General features: G+C 70.8%; 15 protein-coding genes and 1 tRNA gene. 13 read left to right on the top strand and 3 right to left on the bottom strand.

Going from position 1 to position 19,703, the window contains the following annotated elements; genetic code table 11:
- The coding region (locus ETD83_RS27125; protein WP_171064455.1) for a DEAD/DEAH box helicase at positions 1 to 712 on the bottom strand (712 nt) is incomplete at its 3' end.
- A 223-nt stretch (positions 713 to 935) separates the two neighbouring features.
- On the opposite strand from ETD83_RS27125, the gene ETD83_RS27120 reads away from it, so the two are divergent.
- Positions 936 to 2,318 (top strand): recombinase family protein, encoded by a 1,383-nt coding sequence (locus ETD83_RS27120; protein WP_205717907.1) that lies wholly within the window; start codon positions 936 to 938, stop codon positions 2,316 to 2,318.
- A 167-nt stretch (positions 2,319 to 2,485) separates the two neighbouring features.
- On the opposite strand, the gene ETD83_RS27115 is transcribed toward ETD83_RS27120, so the two are convergent.
- Positions 2,486 to 2,571: transfer RNA gene (locus ETD83_RS27115), tRNA-Leu, on the bottom strand.
- Between the two features lie 106 nt (positions 2,572 to 2,677).
- Between ETD83_RS27115 and ETD83_RS27110 the strand changes: the two genes are divergently transcribed.
- From ETD83_RS27110 to ETD83_RS27100, 3 genes are all read left to right on the top strand, one after another.
- Entirely contained in the window at positions 2,678 to 3,997 is a 1,320-nt protein-coding gene (locus ETD83_RS27110; RefSeq protein ID WP_138648039.1) for a M20/M25/M40 family metallo-hydrolase, read from the top strand.
- Positions 3,998 to 4,076: 79 nt separating this feature from the next.
- On the top strand, positions 4,077 to 4,778 hold the full coding sequence (locus ETD83_RS42835) for a hypothetical protein (RefSeq protein WP_171064454.1): 702 nt from the start codon (positions 4,077 to 4,079) through the stop codon (positions 4,776 to 4,778).
- 148 nt (positions 4,779 to 4,926) lie between these two features.
- A complete protein-coding gene (locus ETD83_RS27100; RefSeq protein WP_171064453.1) occupies positions 4,927 to 6,627 on the top strand; it encodes a chaplin family protein in 1,701 nt (566 codons plus the stop codon).
- Positions 6,628 to 6,966: 339 nt separating this feature from the next.
- Here the strand turns inward: ETD83_RS27100 and ETD83_RS27095 are convergent, their stop codons facing one another.
- A complete protein-coding gene (locus tag ETD83_RS27095; RefSeq protein WP_407921526.1) occupies positions 6,967 to 7,161 on the bottom strand; it encodes a DUF5703 family protein in 195 nt (64 codons plus the stop codon).
- 247 nt (positions 7,162 to 7,408) lie between these two features.
- Between ETD83_RS27095 and topA the strand changes: the two genes are divergently transcribed.
- The 9 genes from topA to ETD83_RS27050 all read left to right on the top strand — a co-directional run.
- Positions 7,409 to 10,105: a type I DNA topoisomerase gene (gene topA / locus ETD83_RS27090; protein WP_230421211.1), complete on the top strand. Its 2,697-nt coding sequence runs from the start codon at positions 7,409 to 7,411 to the stop codon at positions 10,103 to 10,105.
- A gap of 28 nt (positions 10,106 to 10,133) precedes the next feature.
- Positions 10,134 to 12,230 carry a dTMP kinase gene (gene tmk, locus ETD83_RS27085; protein ID WP_138648037.1) on the top strand — a complete coding sequence of 699 codons (2,097 nt, stop codon included), beginning with the start codon at positions 10,134 to 10,136 and terminating at the stop codon, positions 12,228 to 12,230.
- 35 nt (positions 12,231 to 12,265) lie between these two features.
- The gene (locus ETD83_RS27080; RefSeq protein ID WP_138648036.1) at positions 12,266 to 13,405 is read left to right on the top strand and encodes a DNA polymerase III subunit delta'; all 1,140 of its coding nucleotides are present in this window, start codon (positions 12,266 to 12,268) and stop codon (positions 13,403 to 13,405) included.
- 331 nt (positions 13,406 to 13,736) lie between these two features.
- Positions 13,737 to 15,314, top strand: a complete 1,578-nt coding sequence (locus ETD83_RS27075; RefSeq protein ID WP_230421210.1) for a S8 family peptidase — start codon at positions 13,737 to 13,739, stop codon at positions 15,312 to 15,314.
- Positions 15,315 to 15,523: 209 nt separating this feature from the next.
- Positions 15,524 to 16,108, top strand: a complete 585-nt coding sequence (locus ETD83_RS27070) for a permease-like cell division protein FtsX (protein ID WP_138648034.1) — start codon at positions 15,524 to 15,526, stop codon at positions 16,106 to 16,108.
- Between the two features lie 7 nt (positions 16,109 to 16,115).
- Complete coding sequence (locus tag ETD83_RS27065; RefSeq protein ID WP_138648033.1) at positions 16,116 to 16,598, top strand: low molecular weight protein-tyrosine-phosphatase; 483 nt, start codon at positions 16,116 to 16,118, stop codon at positions 16,596 to 16,598.
- A gap of 29 nt (positions 16,599 to 16,627) precedes the next feature.
- Positions 16,628 to 17,527, top strand: a complete 900-nt coding sequence (locus tag ETD83_RS27060) for a fructosamine kinase family protein (protein WP_138648042.1) — start codon at positions 16,628 to 16,630, stop codon at positions 17,525 to 17,527.
- A 271-nt stretch (positions 17,528 to 17,798) separates the two neighbouring features.
- On the top strand, positions 17,799 to 18,788 hold the full coding sequence (locus ETD83_RS27055; protein WP_138648032.1) for a TolB-like translocation protein: 990 nt from the start codon (positions 17,799 to 17,801) through the stop codon (positions 18,786 to 18,788).
- A gap of 65 nt (positions 18,789 to 18,853) precedes the next feature.
- The coding region (locus ETD83_RS27050) for a PSP1 domain-containing protein (RefSeq protein ID WP_138648041.1) at positions 18,854 to 19,703 on the top strand (850 nt) is incomplete at its 3' end.

The following is a 19,703-nucleotide window of genomic DNA, read 5'->3' as shown; positions in this document are numbered from 1 at the left end:
CTCTGGCACTGCCTCCACAACAACGTCCCCTACAACGAGACGACCGCCTGGCCCACCCCTCCAGCGCACGCCTCGCCGCAGGCCGCTTGACAACCCACCCGCGTGAGGTGTCTACCCGGGCCATGAGCACATGGTCGTGGCTCGCGGCCAGATCCTCACGGAGCAGCTCGACGGCACGTTCAGCGACACTCCGGTCAGGTTCGAACAAGTCGACGACGGGAGCGTATTCTCTCTTTGAGAAGTAAACCTGCTGGTGCACGTCCTTCAGTGAAAAGCCGAACACGAACAGGCCGCTGAGGTCGGCGCCGTCACTCCGGAACGGGGTGGCGGTGAACTGGACCATGCGCTTCCCGGCGAATTGATCACGAACCTTGCGACAGGTCTTCGTGGTCACATGGTGGGCTTCATCGATGAACAAGTGAGTGCACGCCTCGGTCAGGGCATCCCGCGCCCCTGGAGAGAAGTGCTGCAGGACAGGAGGCGTTGCCACGATCACATTGCACTGCGCCGCGAACTCGTGAGCCAGGGAAGGATCCCGGTTACCGCGTTTGACCCTCCCGATGATCGGTCTGAGGGCTGACTCGGCAACTATGCGGAAATCCTGTAGCAGCCCGAGTCGCTCGAACTTCTCGGCGAACTGGTCCCGCAGGGCGTCGGAAGGAACGATCACCAACAGGCGCTCGACTCGCCCGGCTACCAGCCGGGCTACCACGGAAGGACTCATCGAACGAAGCGAGGACCTGAGCGGGCCCCACGATTTCGGTATCCTCGCCCGCTACCGCCTCACCAACTCCTAGGCCGCCCTGGGTAGCAGTGCCTGTCACGGTCGCGGGTTCCACCAGAGATGCGCAGCTGGTGGGGGATGGCGTTGAGCAGGATGCTTCCGGTGGTGGCGTCGCTTGCCCTCGGTTGTGTCCTTGGCGATGGTGAGATGCATGCTGGAGGTGTGCGGCGAGGGAGGTGGTGCGCGGGGCTGGGAGGCAGTGATGGTCAGGTTTGCGTTTCTGGGGCGGGTGTCGACGGAGGATCTTCAGGATCCGGTGGAGTCGCGTCGGTGGCAGTTGTCGCGTGCTGAGCGGCTGGTTGCCAGCCGTGGGCGGATCGTGGCGGAGTTCTTCGATGTGGGGCAGTCTCGGGCGGTGGCGTGGCAGCGGCGGCCGGAGTCGGGGCGGTTGCTGGAGGCGCTTGAGGATCCCGATCGCGGGTTTGACGCCGTGGTGGTCGGTGAGCCGCAGCGGGTCTTCTACGACAATCAGTTCGGGTTGATCTTCCCGCTGTTTGTCCACTTCCAGGTGGGGCTGTGGGTTCCGGAGGTCGGGGGTGCACTGGATCCGGACTCCGAGGCTCACTGTTTGATCATGTCGGTGTATGCGGGCATGTCCAGGGCCGAGCGGCGGCGCATCCAGGTCCGGGTCCGCGCGGCGATGTTGGCTCAGGCCGAGTTCGAGGGCCGTTTCCTGGGCGGTCGGCCGCCTTATGGGTACCGGCTGGCTGATGCGGGCCCGCATCCCAACCCGGCGATGGCGGCGTTGGGGGCGCGGAGCCATCGGCTGGAGCTCGACCCGCAGGCGGCGCCAATCGTGGAGCAGATCTTTGCCCTGCGTCTTGCGGGATACGGCGCGCGGCGTATCGCCGGAGTGCTGGACGCCGACCGCATTCCGTGTCCCTCGGCACATGATCCCGCTCGTAACCGGCACCGGGCTGGAGCGGGCTGGACGGTGGGGACCGTGCTGGCGTTGCTGAGGAATCCGCGCTACACCGGGTTCGAGGTGTGGAACAAGCAGTCCAAGGTCGAGGTGCTCATCGACCCCCACAACGTCGGGCTGGGCACGCGCACGGTGATGCGCTGGAACCCGCACGCGGCGTGGGTGCCCTCGCAGCGGCAGGTACATCCGGCGATCGTGAGCGTGGACGACTTCCAACATGCCCAGCGCACCCGCGCACTGCGCCGGGTGCATCGGACGTACCTCCTCCGTGGGCTGTTGCGCTGTGCGTTGTGTGGTCGGCGGATGGAAGGTGCCTGGAACAACGGGCGCGCCAACTACCGCTGCCACCATCTCCGGGCTACCGGGACGGACCTGCCGCGCAGTGTCTTCGTCCGCGAAGACAAGATCGTGCCGCACCTGGCGGCACTTCTGATCCGCTTCAAGGCCGAGTCGATGTCACCTTGTTCTCTCGGAGACGCTGACATTCCTAGGGATGTGGCGGGCCAGGTGGCGATGTGCCGGGAGTTGGGGCTGACGTTGAGGTACGACCATCGCACCCAGTCGCTCACCGTTCGCAGTCACCAGGGGGATATCGCCATCCGCCTGTTGTGAGCCGAGAACGAATTGATACAGGATGGTGAATGCTTATGCAGGGAGCTTAGTTCTGGGCAGTGTCGACAATCGCACTGCAAGCAAAAGACCCAGCTCGTAAGGGTTGCCTCGAAGCTGAGTCTTGATAAAATTCTGTATAGTTTTGCGGAGCTATGCATGATCTTGCGTGTCCGAGGGGGGACTTGAACCCCCATGCCCCGTGAAGGGCACTAGCACCTCAAGCTAGCGCGTCTGCCTATTCCGCCACCCGGACCGGTTGCAGGCCGCAGCGGGCTGCGGCGGGGTTCACCATACCAAAGGTGGCGAGTCGCGGCGAAGTCGATCGGCGGGCACCATGGACGGGTACGCGACTACGCGAGGTGAGCATTGTGGGCCAGCAGCCGACCGCTGAGGACGAGGTCGTCCGGCTCTGCCAGGAGCTGATCCGGATCGACACCAGCAACCCGGGAGATCATTCGGGGCCGGGGGAGCGGGTGGCGGCGGAGTATGTCGCGGAGCGGCTCGCGGAGGTCGGGCTGGAGTCGCGGATCTTCGAGTCGCGTCCGGGGCGGGCGAGCCTGGTGGCGAGGATCGAGGGGGAGGACCCGGGACGGGACGCGTTGTTGTTGCACGGGCATCTGGACGTGGTGCCCGCGCGTCAGGAGGACTGGACGCGGGACCCGTTCGGTGGAGAGATCGCTGACGGGTGCGTCTGGGGCCGCGGGGCCGTGGACATGAAGGACATGGACGCGATGATCCTCGCGGTGGTGCGGCAGCGGCTGCGGGAGGGGCGGCGGCCGCCGCGGGACGTGGTGCTCGCGTTTCTGGCCGATGAGGAGGCCGGGGGCCAGTGGGGGGCGCAGTGGCTGGTCAAGGAGCATCCGGAGCTGTTCGAGGGGTGCACCGAGGCCGTGGGGGAGGTCGGCGGGTTCAGCCTGACGGTGCCGGGGGACCGGCGGTTGTACCTCATCGAGACGGCGGAGAAGGGCATCGCGTGGATGAACCTGACCGCCAAGGGGACGGCGGGGCACGGGTCGATGGTGCATCCGGACAACGCGGTGACGGCCGTGGCGGCGGCGGTCGGGAGGCTGGGGTCGTACGAGTTCCCGCTGCGGTTGACGAAGTCGGTGCGGGCGTTCCTGGAGCGGGCGTGCATGGCGTACGGGGTGGAGTTCGATCCGGAGCGGCCGGAGGAGTGCCTGGAGAAGATCGGGCCGCTGGCGCGCATGATCGGCGCGACCCTGAGGAATACGCTCAATCCGACGCGGCTGGACGCCGGATATAAGACGAATGTCATTCCGCAGACCGCCACGGCTCAAGTAGACGGACGGTTCCTTCCCGGATATGAGGACGAGTTCTTCGCGGTAGTGGACGAACTTCTCGGGCCGGACGTCGAGCGGGATTTCGTCCATCACGACCACGCGCTCGAGACGGACTACGAGGGGGCGCTCGTCGCGGCCATGGAGGCGGCCCTGACCTCGGAGGACGCGGGCGCGCTGCCGGTTCCGTACTGCCTGAGCGGCGGGACGGACGCCAAGGCGTTCGCCCGGCTGGGAATGCGGTGCTTCGGCTTCGCGCCGCTGAAATTGCCCCCAGAGTTGGACTTTTCCGGAATGTTCCATGGGGTCGACGAGCGCGTTCCCGTGGACGGTCTGCGCTTCGGCGTGCGGGTCCTCGACACATTCCTTGATCGGTCCTGAATTTGCCATCGCCAATGCGTTCCGTGGTGCTATCGTCACCATTCGTTGAGGACGATCTGGTCGCAACGGAGGTCGATCGGTGGCAAGCGACGCGGAACGGGCGAGGACGGTCGCCGTCCCGCCACGTCGTGCAGCGGCCGCCGGCTCCGTCGTCGGCCGGGCCGTCCGGCGGCTGCTCGTCCTCGGCGGGCTGCTGATCGCAGGCTGGCTCCTCGGGTGCGCCGCCCAGTCCGCGCACGCCGATGAGGTCCCCGCGACGCCGTCGCACGTGGTCGAGACGGCCCCCGCGCTGGAGCACGCGGTCGAGGCCGCTACCGAGCGCCCGCCCGTGCCGGACGTGGTGCAGGCCATGGTGGAGAATCCGCCGCCACCGCCGCCGACGGAGGCCGCGGACGAACCGGTGCCGCACGACGCGGTGCCCCTTCCGACGGTCGCCGAGAGCGTGCATGCGGCTGGCGATGCGCCCGTGACGGCCGGTGTGACGGTGCCGCCGCCGCACCGGTGGACGCCCAAGGCCGTGTCCGCTCAGACGGTTGAGAAGGACGGCGGTCAGAACCTGCGGCGGACCGTCCGGCATCATCCGGCGCCCGCACCGGCGCCGCAGCGGCCCGATGATCACTCCGTGGCAGGTGGCGCCGCCATGTCCGGCGTCACCGCGGGCTTTCCGAGCGGCGGCGCGTGGGCACCGGTCCCGATGCGAGGGCCGTCCGGTCGCCTTCCGGGTGCCGTGCCACCGGCCGTCCGCACCGCCGCGGACGAGCCGTCCTTCGCGCCCGACTGATCACTGATCACTGACTCCGGACAGGGGTCGCCCGTGCGCCGGGGCCCGCCCTGTCCGGGACGTGCCGTGCCCTCTGCGCGGCATGTCGTCCCCACGAGACCCACACGACCGTGCGTCTCGATCCCCCCATTTCACTGAACGGAGCATCATGCGAACGTGGGCAAAGGGCACATCCCGTGCCGCTGTGCTCACCGCGGGCTTTGTCGCCCTCGGTGTCAGCGCCATCCCGGCCAACGCCTTCGCCGGCATCACGGACGGAAGCGGAGGCGTCCTGTCCGGCAACCAGGCCAGCGCGCCGATCTCCGCGCCGGCCGACGTGAGCGGCAACGCCGCGTCCCTGCTCGGCATCTCGGCCGCCGGTTCCAAGGGCGGCGCCAAGGTCCACCAGCACGGCGACGGCGGCGGGCAACTGACGTCCGGCACGGGCGGCGTCGCGTCCGGAAACCAGGTCAACGCGCCGGTCTCCGTGCCGGTGAACGTCTGCGGCAATGCCGTCGGCGTGCTCGGGCACACGGCCGCGGGCTGCAAGGGCGGCGCCAAGGTCGAGGGCGGCGGCGGCGCGGGCGGCCAGGTCACCGACGGGACGGGCGGCGTCCTGTCCGGCAACCAGGCGAACGCGCCGATCTCCATTCCCGCCAACGTGTGCGGCAACGCGGTCGCGATCGCCGGTCACGCGCTGGCCGGCTGCAAGGGCGGCTCCGTCGTCGAGAGCGGCTCCCACGTCTACGAGAACGGACGGAGCGGGGCCGCACAGGAGACGTCCGGCCTGTTCGGCGCCGGCAGTGGCAACCAGGCGAACGTGCCGGTCAGCGTGCCCGCCAACGTCTGCGGGAACGCGGTCGGCAAGGCGGTGGCCGGCTGCGAGGGCGGCGCCGAGGCCGAGGGCGGCGGCGCGGGCGGCCAGTTCACCGACGGGACGGGCGGTGTCCTGTCCGGCAACCAGGCCAACGCCCCGATCAGCATCGCGGCGAACGCCTGCGGCAACGCCGGCGCCGTGATCGGCCTGGCCGCCGCGTTCTGCGAGGGCGGCGCCCACGCGGGCGGCGGCCCCGGCGGCGACCAGTTCACGTCCGGGACCGGCGGTGTCCTGTCCGGCAACCAGGCGAACGCGCCGGTCTCGCCCTCCGCGAACGTGTGCGGCAACGCCGCCGCCGTCGTCGGCATCGCCCTCGCCATGTGCGAAGGCGGCCCCGCCCACGACGAGGGCTACCCCCACGACGAGGGCTACCCCCACCACCGGACGGCCCGCGCCAAGCCGGGAGCCCTGCCCAAGGTCGGCGGCCCGTCCGCGCTGAAGGGCGTGCCGAAGGCCAACGGCCTGCTCAAGGGCCACCGTCTGCCGAAGACGGGCGGCGTGCCCCAGACGGCCCGCCAGTCCCCGCCGGCCACCCTCCCCAAGACCGACGGTCTGCCCAAGACGGGCGGGCTGCCCAGGACCGACGGGCTGGTCAAGGGTGGGCTTCCCAAGGTCAAGGGGTCCCACCGGCACGGGAGCATCGCCCTGCTGGACGCCGGGTCGCGGCAGGCGGCGCCGAAGACGCCGCTGCCGGCGCAGAAGATCCCCGGCGTCCCGGGCGGGGACGTGCTGCCGGCGAAGCCGATCGTCCCGTCGCTCACGACGGCGACCAAGGGCCTGCCGAAGCCGGCCGGTGCGGTCGGCGGCGGGCCGGTGTCCCCGGCCGTCCCGGCGACGGGCGAGCTCGGGCCGGTCAAGCGGATCGCGGCGGAGGAGACGATCACGGACGGCACCGAGTCCGGGGCGACCTGGACGCTGGCCGTGTCCGGAATGCTGGCCGCCGCGGCCGGTGCCTTCGGGCTGACCCGCCGCATCCGCCCGGCCCGCCACTGAGCGGCCGAGAGCCGGCGGCCGACATCGAACGGCCGGTCGAGCCGGTCGCCGGCGGATGGCAGGTGAGTGAGGTGTCGCCGTGACGTGACGGCCGGGTGTGGTCGTGACGCGGTGGCGACGAGGACGCTTCGCCCGTCCCGGAAGGCGCGGTCCGGGACGGGCGAAGCCCTGTCAGGAACCTGATCTTCACCATCCGTCAAGGGGAACGTACGTAGTGCTACACTCCCGGACGGACCGCCAGTATCAACCGAGCGGAGTTCGTCATCTGATCGGTGGCGGGTGGGGGCCGGAGGACGGTCAGAACGCGCAGACGGACGGTCAGCATCCGCGAACGGTCGGTCAGAACGTGCGGACGGCGCGGATGACCTTGCGGCGGAGTTGAATACGGCGGCGGCCGTCCGGGTAGAGGCGCAACCGATCGATTTCCCAGCCGCCGCGCTCCGCGTGCTCGGTCAGGATCTGCCGGGCGGTATCACGCGAGGTGCCGCGCGGCAGTGACAGGACGAGGTAGGTGTACTCCACCATTGCGACCATTATTACGTGGTCTACCGGCGGCTCGGCACCGTTACCGCGGCGACCCGGTCCGCACGGCCTCTGGCGGCATGTCATCCTGTCTGGGGCGTGCGGCGGTGAGAATCCCGTTCGTCCGCGGGGCGGAGCGGTGATCGTGGGGCGGTCGAGGCGACCCGCGGGCATGAACGCGCCGTCCGGCGACGTTGTACCAAGTCTGTAATAGAGAGCCTGTTCAAAAGAGGACCAAGACAGCGAGGTTGGAGCGACTGTGCCAGCCAAGAACGGCACCGCGAACAGTGGCCGGGGCAACGGCGCCGGTACCCGTCTGGTGATCGTCGAGTCGCCCGCGAAGGCGAAGACGATCGCTGGGTACCTGGGGCGCGGCTACATCGTGGAGTCCAGTATCGGCCATATCCGGGACCTCCCGGGCAGCGCCTCGGAGGTGCCGGCCAAGTACAAGGGCGAGCCGTGGGCCAAGCTCGGCGTGAACGTCGAGCGCGAGTTCGAGCCGCTCTACGTCGTCAACTCCGACAAGCGGCAGCAGGTCCAGAAGCTGAAGAAGCTGCTCGCCGAGGCCGACGAGCTCTACCTCGCGACGGACGAGGACCGGGAGGGCGAGGCGATCGCCTGGCACCTCCAGGAGGTCCTCCAGCCGAAGGTGCCGGTGCACCGGATGGTCTTCAACGAGATCACCAAGGACGCGATCCAGCGCGCGGCCGCGAACCCGCGCGAGCTGAACATGCCGCTGGTGAACGCGCAGGAGACGCGCCGCGTCCTGGACCGCCTCTACGGGTACGAGGTCAGCCCCGTCCTGTGGAAGAAGGTCATGCCGAAGCTGTCGGCGGGCCGCGTGCAGTCGGTGGCGACGCGCCTGGTGGTCGAGCGGGAGCGGGAGCGGATCGCGTTCGTCCCGGCCCACTACTGGGACATCGCCGCCCTGTTCGACACCGGTAAGGACGAGGAGCCGAAGGCGTTCAAGGCCGGTCTCGTGTCCGTGGACGGCAAGCGCGTCGCGCAGGGGCGGGACTTCGCGTCCGACGGCACCCTGAAGACGAGGGACGCGCTGCACCTGGACGAGCCCGCCGCGCGCGCTCTGGCCGAACGGCTGCGCGACAGGCCGTACGAGGTCAAGTCCGTCGAGCCCAAGCCGTACACCCGCCGCCCGTACCCCCCGTTTCGGACGACGACCCTCCAGCAGGAGGCGAGCCGGAAACTGAACTTCTCCGCGAAGTACACGATGTCGGTGGCGCAGAAGCTGTACGAGAACGGCTTCATCACCTACATGCGAACCGACTCGATCACGCTGTCGGAGACGGCGATCACGGCGGCGCGGCGGCAGGCGGCGTCGCTGTTCGGCGGCGAGTACGTGCCGGACAAGCCGCGCGTCTACGCGTCCAAGGTGAAGAACGCGCAGGAGGCGCACGAGGCGATCCGCCCGGCGGGCGACACGTTCCGCACGCCGGCCGAGACGGGCCTGTCCGGCGACCAGTTCCGGCTGTACGAGCTGATCTGGAAGCGGACGATCGCGTCGCAGATGAAGGACGCGACGGGCCAGTCGGTGTCGATCCGCGTGACCGGGCTGTCGACTCAGAATGAGCGGGCGGAGTTCGGCGCGACCGGTAAGACGATCACGTTCTACGGGTTCCTCAAGGCGTACGTGGAGAGCGCGGACGACCCGTCCACCGACCGGGACGACCAGGAGCGGCGGCTGCCGAACCTGGCCGAGCGCGACCCGCTGACCGCCACGACCGTGGACGCCGAGGGCCACTCGACCCGCCCGCCGGCGCGCTACACCGAGGCGAGCCTGGTGAAGGAGCTGGAGGAACGGGAGATCGGGCGTCCGTCGACGTACGCCTCGATCATCGGGACGATCCTGGCCCGCGAGTACGTGTTCAAGAAGGGCACGGCGCTCGTCCCGTCGTTCCTGGCGTTCGCCGTGGTCAACCTGCTGGAGCAGCATTTCGGCAACCTCGTCGACTACGACTTCACCGCGCACATGGAGGACGGTCTCGACGAGATCGCCCGCGGCGAGGCGGAGCGCGTCCGCTGGCTGACGCGGTTCTACTTCGGCGACGAGGGCGAGGAGGGCCTGAAGGAGCTGGTCGGCGACATCGGCGACATCGACGCCAAGGGTGTCAGCTCGTTCCCGATCAAGGACTCCGACATCATGGTGCGGGTCGGCCGGTACGGGTCGTACCTCGACCGGGACGGCGAGCGCGCCAACATCCCGGACGACATCGCGCCGGACGAGCTCACCGCCGAGAGGGCCGAGGAGCTGCTCGCGCAGCCGTCCGGCGACCGGGAGCTCGGCACCGACCCGGAGACCGGGCACACGATCGTCGCCAAGTCGGGACGCTTCGGCCCGTACGTCACCGAGATCCTCCCCGAGCAGGCCCCGCCCGCCGAGGGCGAGAAGAAGAAGCGGACGAAGAAGGCCGACGCGGCCAAACCGCGCACCGGTTCCCTCTTCAAGACGATGTCGCTCGACACGGTCACGCTCGACGACGCGCTGAAGCTGCTGTCGCTGCCGCGCACGCTCGGCGATCTGGACGGCGAGCCGGTGACCGCGCAGAACGGACGGTTCGGCCCGTACATCAAGAGGGGGAGCGACAGCCGCTCGCTCGCCTCGGAGGACGAGCTGTTCACGGTCACGCTGGAGCAGGCGAAGGAGCTGTTCGCGCAGCCGAAGCAGCGCGGGCGCCGGGCCGCGTCGGCGGCGCCGCTGCGTGAGCTGGGCAAGGACCCGTCCAGCCAGAAGCCGGTCGTGGTGAAGGAGGGGCGTTTCGGCCCCTACGTCACCGACGGCGAGACGAACGCGAGCCTCCGCAAGGGCGACGAGGTCGAGTCGATCACCATCCAGCGCGCCGCGGAGCTGCTCGCGGAGCGCCGTGAGAAGGTGGCCGCGGGCGGCGGGAAGAAGAAGCCGGCAACCCGCCGTCGAACCTCCGCAAAGTCCGGCTCCTAGGGACATCCACGCCGATACCCTGACCGACATGACCAGAACGGGCGCATCCCGGCCGCACCCCGCAGCGTCACCGCCGCCGGGCGTTTCGCCTCTTTCGCCGATCGGGCCGTTCCGGCGGCTGCGGTCCGCGCTGACGCTGTCCGGCCTCGGCCTGTGGCTCTGCGTCCCGGCGCTGACGGCGATGGCCGCGACGCTGACCCGCGACGACGACGCGGCCGCCCGCGCGCAGGCGGTGGGTGCCGTGCTCGCGCTGATGCTGCTGCCCGCGGCCCTGCTCGCTCCGCTCGCCGGGATGCTCGCCGCCCGCGTCGATCGCCGGCTCATGCTGCTCATCGCGGACGTGCTGCGCCTGGTGATCCTCGTGACGGTCCCGCTCGTCGGCACGCTGCCGTGGACGATGGCCGCCGCGTTCCTCGTCGCCTTCCTGGCCCTGCTGTGGACGCCGGCGGCGCGCGCGTCGCTGCCCGCGCTCGTCCCGGACGAGGAGCGGCGGGCCCGCGCCCACCGGTCGGCGAACCGCGTCGTGTACGGCCCGGCCCCCGCCGCCGCGCTGCTGTTCGCGGTCCTCGCCCTGATCGCGGACGGGACGCTCGGCCGCGGCTCCCGCGCCGACCTCGCCCTCTACGTGACGGCCGCCCTGTTCCTCGGCTCGTCGGCCCTCGTCGCCGCGATCCGCGACATCCCGGCCTCGGTGCCGATCCACGTCGCGTCGCCGCTGAAGCTGCTGTTCCAGGGCCCCGGGGCGGGCGCCGCCCGCGGCCTCGGCCTGGCCGTGACCGCGGCGTCCTTCGCGGCCTGCGCGGTCGTCGCCGTCGCCCGCGTCCACGCGGGCGAGCTGGGCGGCGGCGACGCGGGCTACGGCAGCGTCCTCGCCGGTCTCACGCTGGGCGCCGGCTCGGGGCTCTTCCTCGGGCCGCGCGTGCTCGTCCCGTTCAGCCGCCGCAGGCTCCTCGGCCTCGCGGTCCTCGCCGCCGCGGTCACGCTCGTGGTGCTCGCGCTCGTCCAGAACCTCGTCGTCGTCGTGTTCGCGACGGGACTGCTGGGCGTGTTCGCCGGAGCCGCCTGGACGACGGGCACGACCGTCCTCACCGACCCGGACGCGGGCGGCGACCCGGACGCGCCGGACGACTCCCGCCCGTCGGCCTACCTGCGCTCGGTCGCCGTCGTCACCGCCGTGGTCGCGTTCGCCGCCGTCCCGCTGATCGCCGGGGCGGTCGGCTCGCACCGCCTCGACCTCGCCGGCGGCGTGTACGACGCCACCGGGACGGGCACCGCGCTCCTCATCGCCGCCGTTCTGGCCCTGCTCGCGGGCGCCGTCGCGTACAAGCGGCTGGACGACCGGCGCGGCATCCCGCTCATCCCCGACCTGCGCGCCGCCCTGCACGGCGAGGTCTACACGCCGCCGGAGCAGGCCGCCGCCGCTGCCGCCCAGCAGCCCGTCCACCGGGGGCAGCGCGGCGTGTTCGTCGCGTTCGAGGGCGGCGAGGGCGCCGGGAAGACCACCCAGGCGCGGCTCGCCGCGATCTGGCTCCGCGACCACGGCTACGACGTCGTCACCACGCAGGAACCGGGCGCCACCAAGATCGGGATGCGGCTGCGCGCGATGCTGCTCGACCGCGACACCACGGGCCTGTCCGACCGCGCCGAGACCCTGCTGTACGCCGCCGACCGCGCCGACCACATCGCCAACGTCATCAAGCCCGCGATGGAACGGGGCGCGATCGTCGTCAGCGACCGCTACGTCGACTCGTCCCTCGCCTACCAGGGCTTCGGGCGGCAGCAGCGGGTCGAGGACATCGCCCGCGTCAACGCCTGGGCCACCGGCGGCCTCGTCCCGGACCTGACCGTCCTGCTGGAGATCCCGCCGCGGACGGGCCTCGACCGGCTGTCCGCGCCCGCCGACCGCATCGAGTCCGAGTCGGACGACTTCCACGAGCGCGTCCGCACCGGATTCCGCGCCCTCGCCGAGGCCGACCCGGACCGCTACCTGATCCTGGACGCGAGCCGCCCGCAGGGTGAGCTGAGCCGCGAGATCCAGTACCGCATCCGCGAGATCCTCCCCGACCCGATCCCGGCCGGGACCGAGGACGCCACGAGCACCTTCCCCGTCATCACCGACCTCTGACCCGACCGGCCTGCGACCCGGCTAGCCTCGTACCCATGAGCGTCTGGGATGACCTGGTGGGGCAGGAGCCCGTCGTCGCGCAGCTGTCGTCGGCCGCGGCGGACGGCGCCGGCCTGGCCCACGCCTGGCTCTTCACCGGCCCCCCCGGCGCCGGGCGCGTCACGGCGGCGCGGGCGTTCGCGGCGGCGCTGCAGTGCGAGGAGGCGCCGCGAGGGTGCGGGCACTGCCCGTCCTGCCATCAGGTGCTCCAGGGCACGCACGCGGACATCGAGGTCGTCCGTCCGGCGGGGCTGTCCTACGGCGCGGCGGAGGCCCGGCGGCTGGTGCTGCGCGCGTCGTCGTCGCCGAGCGGCGGCCGCTGGCAGATCGTCCTGTTCGAGGACGCCGACCGCGCGACGGAGTCGGCGGCGAACGTGCTGCTGAAGGCGATCGAAGAGCCCCCGCCCCGGACGCTCTGGCTGCTGTGCACCCCGTCGCCGGACGACCTGCTCGTGACGATCAAGTCCCGCTGCCGGGTCGTCACGCTCCGCATCCCGCCGGTCGCGGCGGTCGCGGACGTGCTCGTCCTGCGGGACGGTATCGACCGGGAGACGGCGGAGTCGGCGGCGCGCGCGGCGCAGGGCCACATCGGCCAGGCGCGGCGGCTCGCCACGAACCCTGAGGCGCGGGAGAGGCGCGCCGCGGTGATGTCCGTGCCGCGCCGGCTGACCTCGGTCGGTCCGGCGGTCGCCGCGGCGGAGGCCATCGTCAAGGCCGCGGAGGCGGAGGCGAAGGTCCGGACGGAGGAGCTCGACGACGCGGAGACGTCCGCGATGCGCAAGGCGCTGGGGGAGAGCGAGAAGGGGCGCATGCCGCGCGGGACGGCGGGCGCCCTCAAGGACCTGGCGGACCGGCAGAAGTCGCGTGCGACGCGGGCGAAGCGCGACGCCCTCGACCGGACGCTGCTCGACCTCGCGTCCTACTACCGGGACGTCCTGACGCTCCAGCTCGGCGCCGCAAGCGAGCTGCTCAACACCGATCTCGCCGCTGAGCTGCGGACGTCGGCGGCGGAAGGCCGTCCCGAGGACACCCTCAGGCGGCTGGACGCGATCATGGAGTGCCGGGAGCGGCTGGAGCTGAACGTCAACCCGCTGCTCGCCGTCGAGGCACTCACCCTGGCCCTGCGCACCGGCTGAGCACCGGCTTCGCGCCGACCGAGTTCCTTGACCGGACGGCCGGGTTCTCTCGGATGGACGACCGAAACCCGCGGCTTACAAGAGATCTCCCTTATCGTTATATAACCGTTCGCATCTCTCAACGGGAACATACGTACCTTGCTCCTCGCTTGGGCCCCGATCCCCGGGCCGCTCCCCCACTGCCAGGAGGTCTGCCTTGCGGCGAGCCTTGATATCCGCCGCGTGCGCCGTCACGACCGTGACGGCCCTCGCGTTCCCAGCGTCAGCGGCTCCGAACCCAACGCAGGCGAAGGGTGAGGTTTCGGAGTACGTCGTCCTCTACAAGGAGGGCGTGTCCACCGGCAGCGCCCATCGTGCGGTGAAGGAGGCCGGGGGCGAGATCGTCCATGAGAACCGGGACGTGGGCGTCGCGACCGTCCGGTCGGACAACCCGAAGTTCATCCAGGACGCCATGGACGAGCGCGCCCTCGAGGGCGCCGCGCACAACCGGATCATCGGCCAGGCGCCGAAGACGGCGAAGAAGAAGTCCGCGAAGGTCGAGCAGCTGGTCGGCACGAAGAACAGCGCTTCTCTCGGCGGCAGGCCGTCCAAGGACAAAGAGCCGCTGGCCGACCTGCAGTGGGACATGAAGCAGATCCACGCCACGGCCGACGGCTCCTACAAGAAGGAGCCGGGCGACAAGCGCGTGCTGGTCGGCGTCCTGGACACCGGCGTGGACGGCGACCACCCCGACATCAAGCCGAACTTCAACCGGCAGCTCAGCCGCAACTTCACCACCGACATTCCGACCGACGCCAACGGCGCCGAGGTCGACGGCCCGTGCGAGTTCAAGGGCTGCGTCGACCCCAACGACTGGGACGACAACGACCACGGCACGCACGTCGCGTCCACGATCGCCTCGCCGCGCAACGGGCTCGGCATGTCCGGCGTCGCGCCGAACGTGTCGCTCGTCAACCTGCGCGTCGGGCAGGACTCCGGCTACTTCTTCCTCCAGCCGACCGTGGACGGCCTGACGTACGCGGCCAAGAACGGCATCGACGTCGTCAACATGTCCTACTACGTGGACCCGTGGCTCTGGAACTGCGGCAACAACCCGGCCGACAGCCCCCAGGACCAGCTTGAGCAGCGCACCATCGTCACGGCCGTGCAGCGCGCGCTGGACTTCGCGCACGAGCGGGACGTCACGCTGATCTCCGCCGCCGGCAACGAGCGCGTCGACTACACCAAGACGAACGTGGACGACTCCAGCCCGGACTTCCCGTCCGTCCCCGGTGAGAAGCCGTACGAGCGGACGATCCCGGCGAGCTGCATCTCGATGCCGTCCGAGGGCAAGAACGTCATCCCCGTCTCCTCGACCGGCCCGAGCACCCGCAAGTCGTACTTCAGCAGCTACGGCAACGGGTACGTCGCGGTGGCCGCGCCGGGCGGCGACAAGGTCGACACGGCGGACCAGCGTCCGGACGACCGCGCCGGGATCTGGGCGGCCTACCCCGAGCGCCTCGCGAAGGAGCGCGGCGAGCTGAACCCCGACGGCACGCCGAACGTGCCGAACATCATCCGCAGTTGCAAGGGCGCCGACGACTGCGCCTACTACCAGTCGATCCAGGGCACCTCGATGGCGTCGCCGCACGCCGTCGGCGTCGCGGCCCTCATCGTCAGCAAGTACGGGCAGCGGGACCGCGGCCGCGGCGGGCTCACCCTCGACCCGCGCGCCGTGGAAGGGGTGCTGCGCGGCACCGCGAGCGCGAAGGAATGCCCGAGCCCGCGGGCCTACGAGTACGTCTGGTACACGCTGCAGGACGGCAAGTGGGTGAAGAACACCTCGACGCAGACCTGTGAGGGCTCGAAGGGCCGGAACGGGTTCTTCGGCAACGGCATCGTCGACGCGCTGAACGCCGTCAGCCACTGACGCCGTTTCCAGCGACGCCGAACCGATTCGCATAGCGAAGCGGCCCAGGACCGAGACCGGTCCTGGGCCGCTTCGTTAGCTTTGTCCTCTCGGACGAGCGGGCCGGGCCACTGGGTCGTGGAGAGGGCGCCGCGCCGCTACCCGTCCGGCGGCGCGAGGCCCTGGCCCTGGGCCCCGCGCTACTTCTGCGATCTGTCGGTGGAGGAGCAGTGAACGGACCCGAGGAGCGCCCTACGGACGCGCTGGACGACGAGAGGGAGACGGGCCGACCCAGGGACGCCCCTCCGCCCCCGGTCCCGGACCGGGCGTCGCAGCCGTCCGCGGTGTTATCGCGCCCGCTGGTCATGGGCGCCTTGATCGGCGCGTTCGTCCTGGTCATGGGAATCGTGGCCGTGGGCGGCTATCTGGTCGTCGACCGGACGTTCGGCAAGCGGAAGGCGGCGTCCAACGAGCGCAGGGTGGCGGTGTTCCTGTGCGCCAAGACGTCCAACGCGCCGCACTGCCGGAAGGAGGACGCCACCGAGCAGCAGAAGGCGGAGATCAAGCGGCGGCTGGAAGTCATGCCGCGGGTGCGGCGGGTCGAGTACGAGTCGAGAGAGCAGGCGTACGCGAACTTCAGGAAGCGGTTCGCCGACGACAAGGAGCTTCTGGACGGGGTCCGTCCGTACGACATTCCCGACTCGTTCCGCCTCCGGGCCGCGGACCCGGAGGCCGCGCAGGCGGTGAAGGACGCGCTGGCCGGCGTCCCCGGCGTGGACACCGTCGTCATCGACCCTCGCAAGCCTCGGGCATGATGGTGGGATGCCGTACCGCGTCACGTTCGTCTGCACGGGGAACATCTGCCGCTCGCCGATGGCCGAATGGATCCTGCGCCACCACGTCGAGGACGAGGGGCTCGACGTGGAGGTGGACAGCTCGGGAACCGGCGGCTGGCACGTCGGTGACGAGGCCGACGAGCGGACGGTCGCGGCGCTGTACCGCGCCGGATACCGGTCGGCCCACATCGCCCGGCAGTTCGAGGCGGGCTGGTTCGACCGCTACGACCTGATCATCGCGCTGGACGAGGGGCACCGGCGGGCGCTGCTCTCGATGGCGCCGGACGAGGAGGCCCGCGGCAGGATCCGGCTGCTGCGCGAGTTCGACCCGGACGCCCGCGCGCCGGACCTCGACGTCCCTGACCCCTACTACGGTGGGCGCGCCGACTTCGATCTCGTCCTGGAGCAGGTGGAGGCGGCCGTTCCGGGCCTCCTGGAGGAGATCCGCGCGGCGCTCAAGGAGCGCTGAGCCGCGTGCGCGGCAGGTCGCCCGGCCGGATGTCCGACCAGGTGCCCGGCCAGGTGCGCGGTCGGGTTGAGCGCCTCCTCGGGGTGGGGGTGGACGGTCTGCACGGCCTGGGGTCAAGCCACTCCTGGACGTTGCACCGCGCGTCCCTGGCCGATGGCCGCGAGGTGTTCGTGAAGGCCGCGTCCGAATCGATCCAGGATGGCGGCGCGGGAGGCGTGTTCGCGGCGGAGGCGGCGGGCCTGCGCTGGCTGTCCGAAGCCTCCGATCCCGGGTCAGGCGTCGGAGCGCCCGTTCCCGAGGTCGTGGCGGCGGATGAGCACATGCTCGTCCTGCCGTGGCTGCCGTCCGCGTCGCCGACCCCGTCCAGCGCGGAACGGCTCGGACGGGAACTGGCCGCGCTCCACACCACCGCCCGTCCGGCCGCCTACGGCGCCCCCTGGGACGGCTACATCGCCGACCTCCCGCTCGACAACACCCAGGACGACCGTGGCTGGCCCGGCTGGTACGCCGAACGCCGCCTCGAACCGTTCCTCCGCCTGGGTGCCCGCCACCTGCCGTCCGCCGACGTCCGCCTGGTCGAACGCGTCATGGCGGACATCGAGAGGCTCGCCGGCCCGTCCGAGCCGCCGAGCCGCGTCCACGGCGACCTGTGGTCCGGCAACGTCCTGTGGACGGACGGCCGCGCGCTGCTCATCGATCCCGCGGCCCACGGCGGCCACCGCGAGACCGACCTCGCGATGATGGCGCTGTTCGGGACGCCGCACCTGGAACGGATCCTCGCCGCCTACGACGAGGCAGCGCCGCTCGCGGACGGATGGCGCGCCCGCGTTCCGTTGCACCAGTTGCATCCCCTCCTTGTGCATGTGGCACTGTTCGGCGCGTCGTATCGTGCATCCCTGGCCGACGCGGCCCGCGCGGCACTCGGCTGAAGCGGCCCATGCGGCGCTCGGCTGAGGCGGCTCGCGCGGCGCTCGGCTGAAGCCGACCCGCGCGGCGCCCGGGCTGACGCGGCCGATTCGGTTTCGCTTCGATGTGGTAACTCCGCGTTCATGGGTTTTTGTCGCGATGGAGATGAGGTAGAAACGACGGACGCGGGGGTGCGGGGGACGCCCGGGGACGCCGGGACGCGCGGACGCGTCCCGGGCCACGGGCGCGTGACAGGCCGATTGAGCAGCGGAAAGGCAGGTGCGGGACCACCCGATGGACGGCAGGCGCGAGAACCCACCCTGGAGGGGCCTCATCCCCATCGCCGTGGCCGCCGGCGTGGCGCTGTTCGTCGGCGGCGGGATGGACGTCGTCCACCGGCACCAGCGCGCCGCCGAGAAGGAGCACGAGGCGGCGCCCGCCGCCGAGTCCAGGAACACCGAGCCCCGGTTCGTCGTGGGCGTCGCCGCGTCGGGCACCGCGCTCATCGTCCGCGACGTCCGCAGCGGCGCCGACGTCGGGCTGCCCGTCGCCGCGCCGCAGGGCCGCCGCTTCCAGCGCGTCGCGGCGCTGAAGGACGGCTCGTACGTCGTCGCGTCCTATGCCGACCGCGTCGTGACGTTCCATCGCCTCACGTTGCAGGACAACGGGCGTCCCAAGGACCTCAAGGACATCCCGAAGGCGACCGTCTCCGGCGTGTCCACGTCATGGTCGGACCTCGCCGTCAGCCCGGACGGCGACCGCATCGCCTACGTCACCTACCAGCGCGCCCGCAGCCGCGTGGACGTCGTCACCGCCGCCACCGGCGTCCACAGGGTGTGGACGACGAAGTTGCCCGCCCGCGTCGGCAGCCTCTCCTGGTCCGGCACGACGCTCTCGTTCGTGTGGAGCCCGGTCGTCCGTTCCGCTGGGGCCAAGCTCGTCGAATCCAAACACCAGCTCCGGACGCTCGACACCGACGGCGCCACGGGCGACCTGCGGTTGAGCAAGGCCGTCCTGACGCTCCCCAAAGGCGGCACGACGGCGATCCTGAGCCGTGACGGCAAGACCGTATTCGCCGGCATCGTGGAGAACTCCCAGATGTCCGTGCAGGCGTTGAGTGTGGCGGGAGCACCCACCAAGGTCCTGTGGCGCCAGCGGGTGAAGGACGAATTGACCAGCCTCGACACCGCGCACACAGGCAAAGCTCTACTGGCGACCGCCGGAGACCTCTATACGGCGGATGTCGCCGTCCCAGGACAGGATCTCGCCGACGCCGCCTGGTGAGCCCGGCTTCCGGACGGCCTAAAGTGGGTCACACGGAATCGGGCGAACGGAGCGAAACCGTGGGCATGGTGATGGCAGTCAGCTTCACCCGTTACGGCCGGCTCTACTATCTCGACCCCGGTGCGCACAGTCCGAAGGTCGGTGACAAGGTCCTCGTCCCCACCGACTCCGGCCCCGAGGTCGCGGAATGCGTCTGGGCGCCCCAATGGGTCTCCGAGGACATCGGCGGCCTCCCGGAATGCGCCGGCGCCGCCACCGACGAGCACCTGGCCCGCGACGAGACCAACCGCCGCCGCCGCGCCGAGGGCCGCTCGATCGCCAAGCGCCTCATCCGCAAGCACGAACTTCCCATGAAGGTCATCGGCGTCGACTTCCTCGACACCGACAACGTCTTCAAGATCTACTTCACCGCCCCGAACCGCGTCGACTTCCGCGCCCTCGTCCGCGACCTGGCCCGCGGCATCAAGGCCCGCGTCGAACTCCGCCAGGTCGGCCCCCGCGACGAGGCCCGCCTCCAGGGCGGCATCGGCCCCTGCGGCCGCGACCTGTGCTGCGCCACTTTCCTCAAGGATTTCGAACCCGTCTCCGTCCGGATGGCGAAGGAACAGGACCTTCCCGTCAACCCGCTGCGCATAGCGGGCGCGTGCGGGCGTTTGATGTGCTGCCTCAAATACGAGCATCCGCTTTACGTCAAGGCGCACGAGAGAATGCCCGCGCTGGGCTCTCGCGTGGACACCCCTAACGGTCCCGGGCAGGTGGTCGGACGCAACGTCCCGTCCGACAAGGTGACCGTCCGTCTCGCGAGCGGCGGCCGCTGCTCCTGCCCGTCCGCCTCGGTGTGTTCTCCACGCCAGCAACACGAGGCCATGTACGACGATCCCGCCGCCACCGCCCCCTCCGACGACGACGACACCC

Origin of the sequence: Actinomadura soli, assembly GCF_005889715.1 — a bacterium.
Lineage (GTDB): Bacteria > Actinomycetota > Actinomycetes > Streptosporangiales > Streptosporangiaceae > Spirillospora > Spirillospora soli.
Note: the sequence above shows the minus strand (reverse complement) of the source record. Positions and strands in the feature narration are given on the sequence as shown.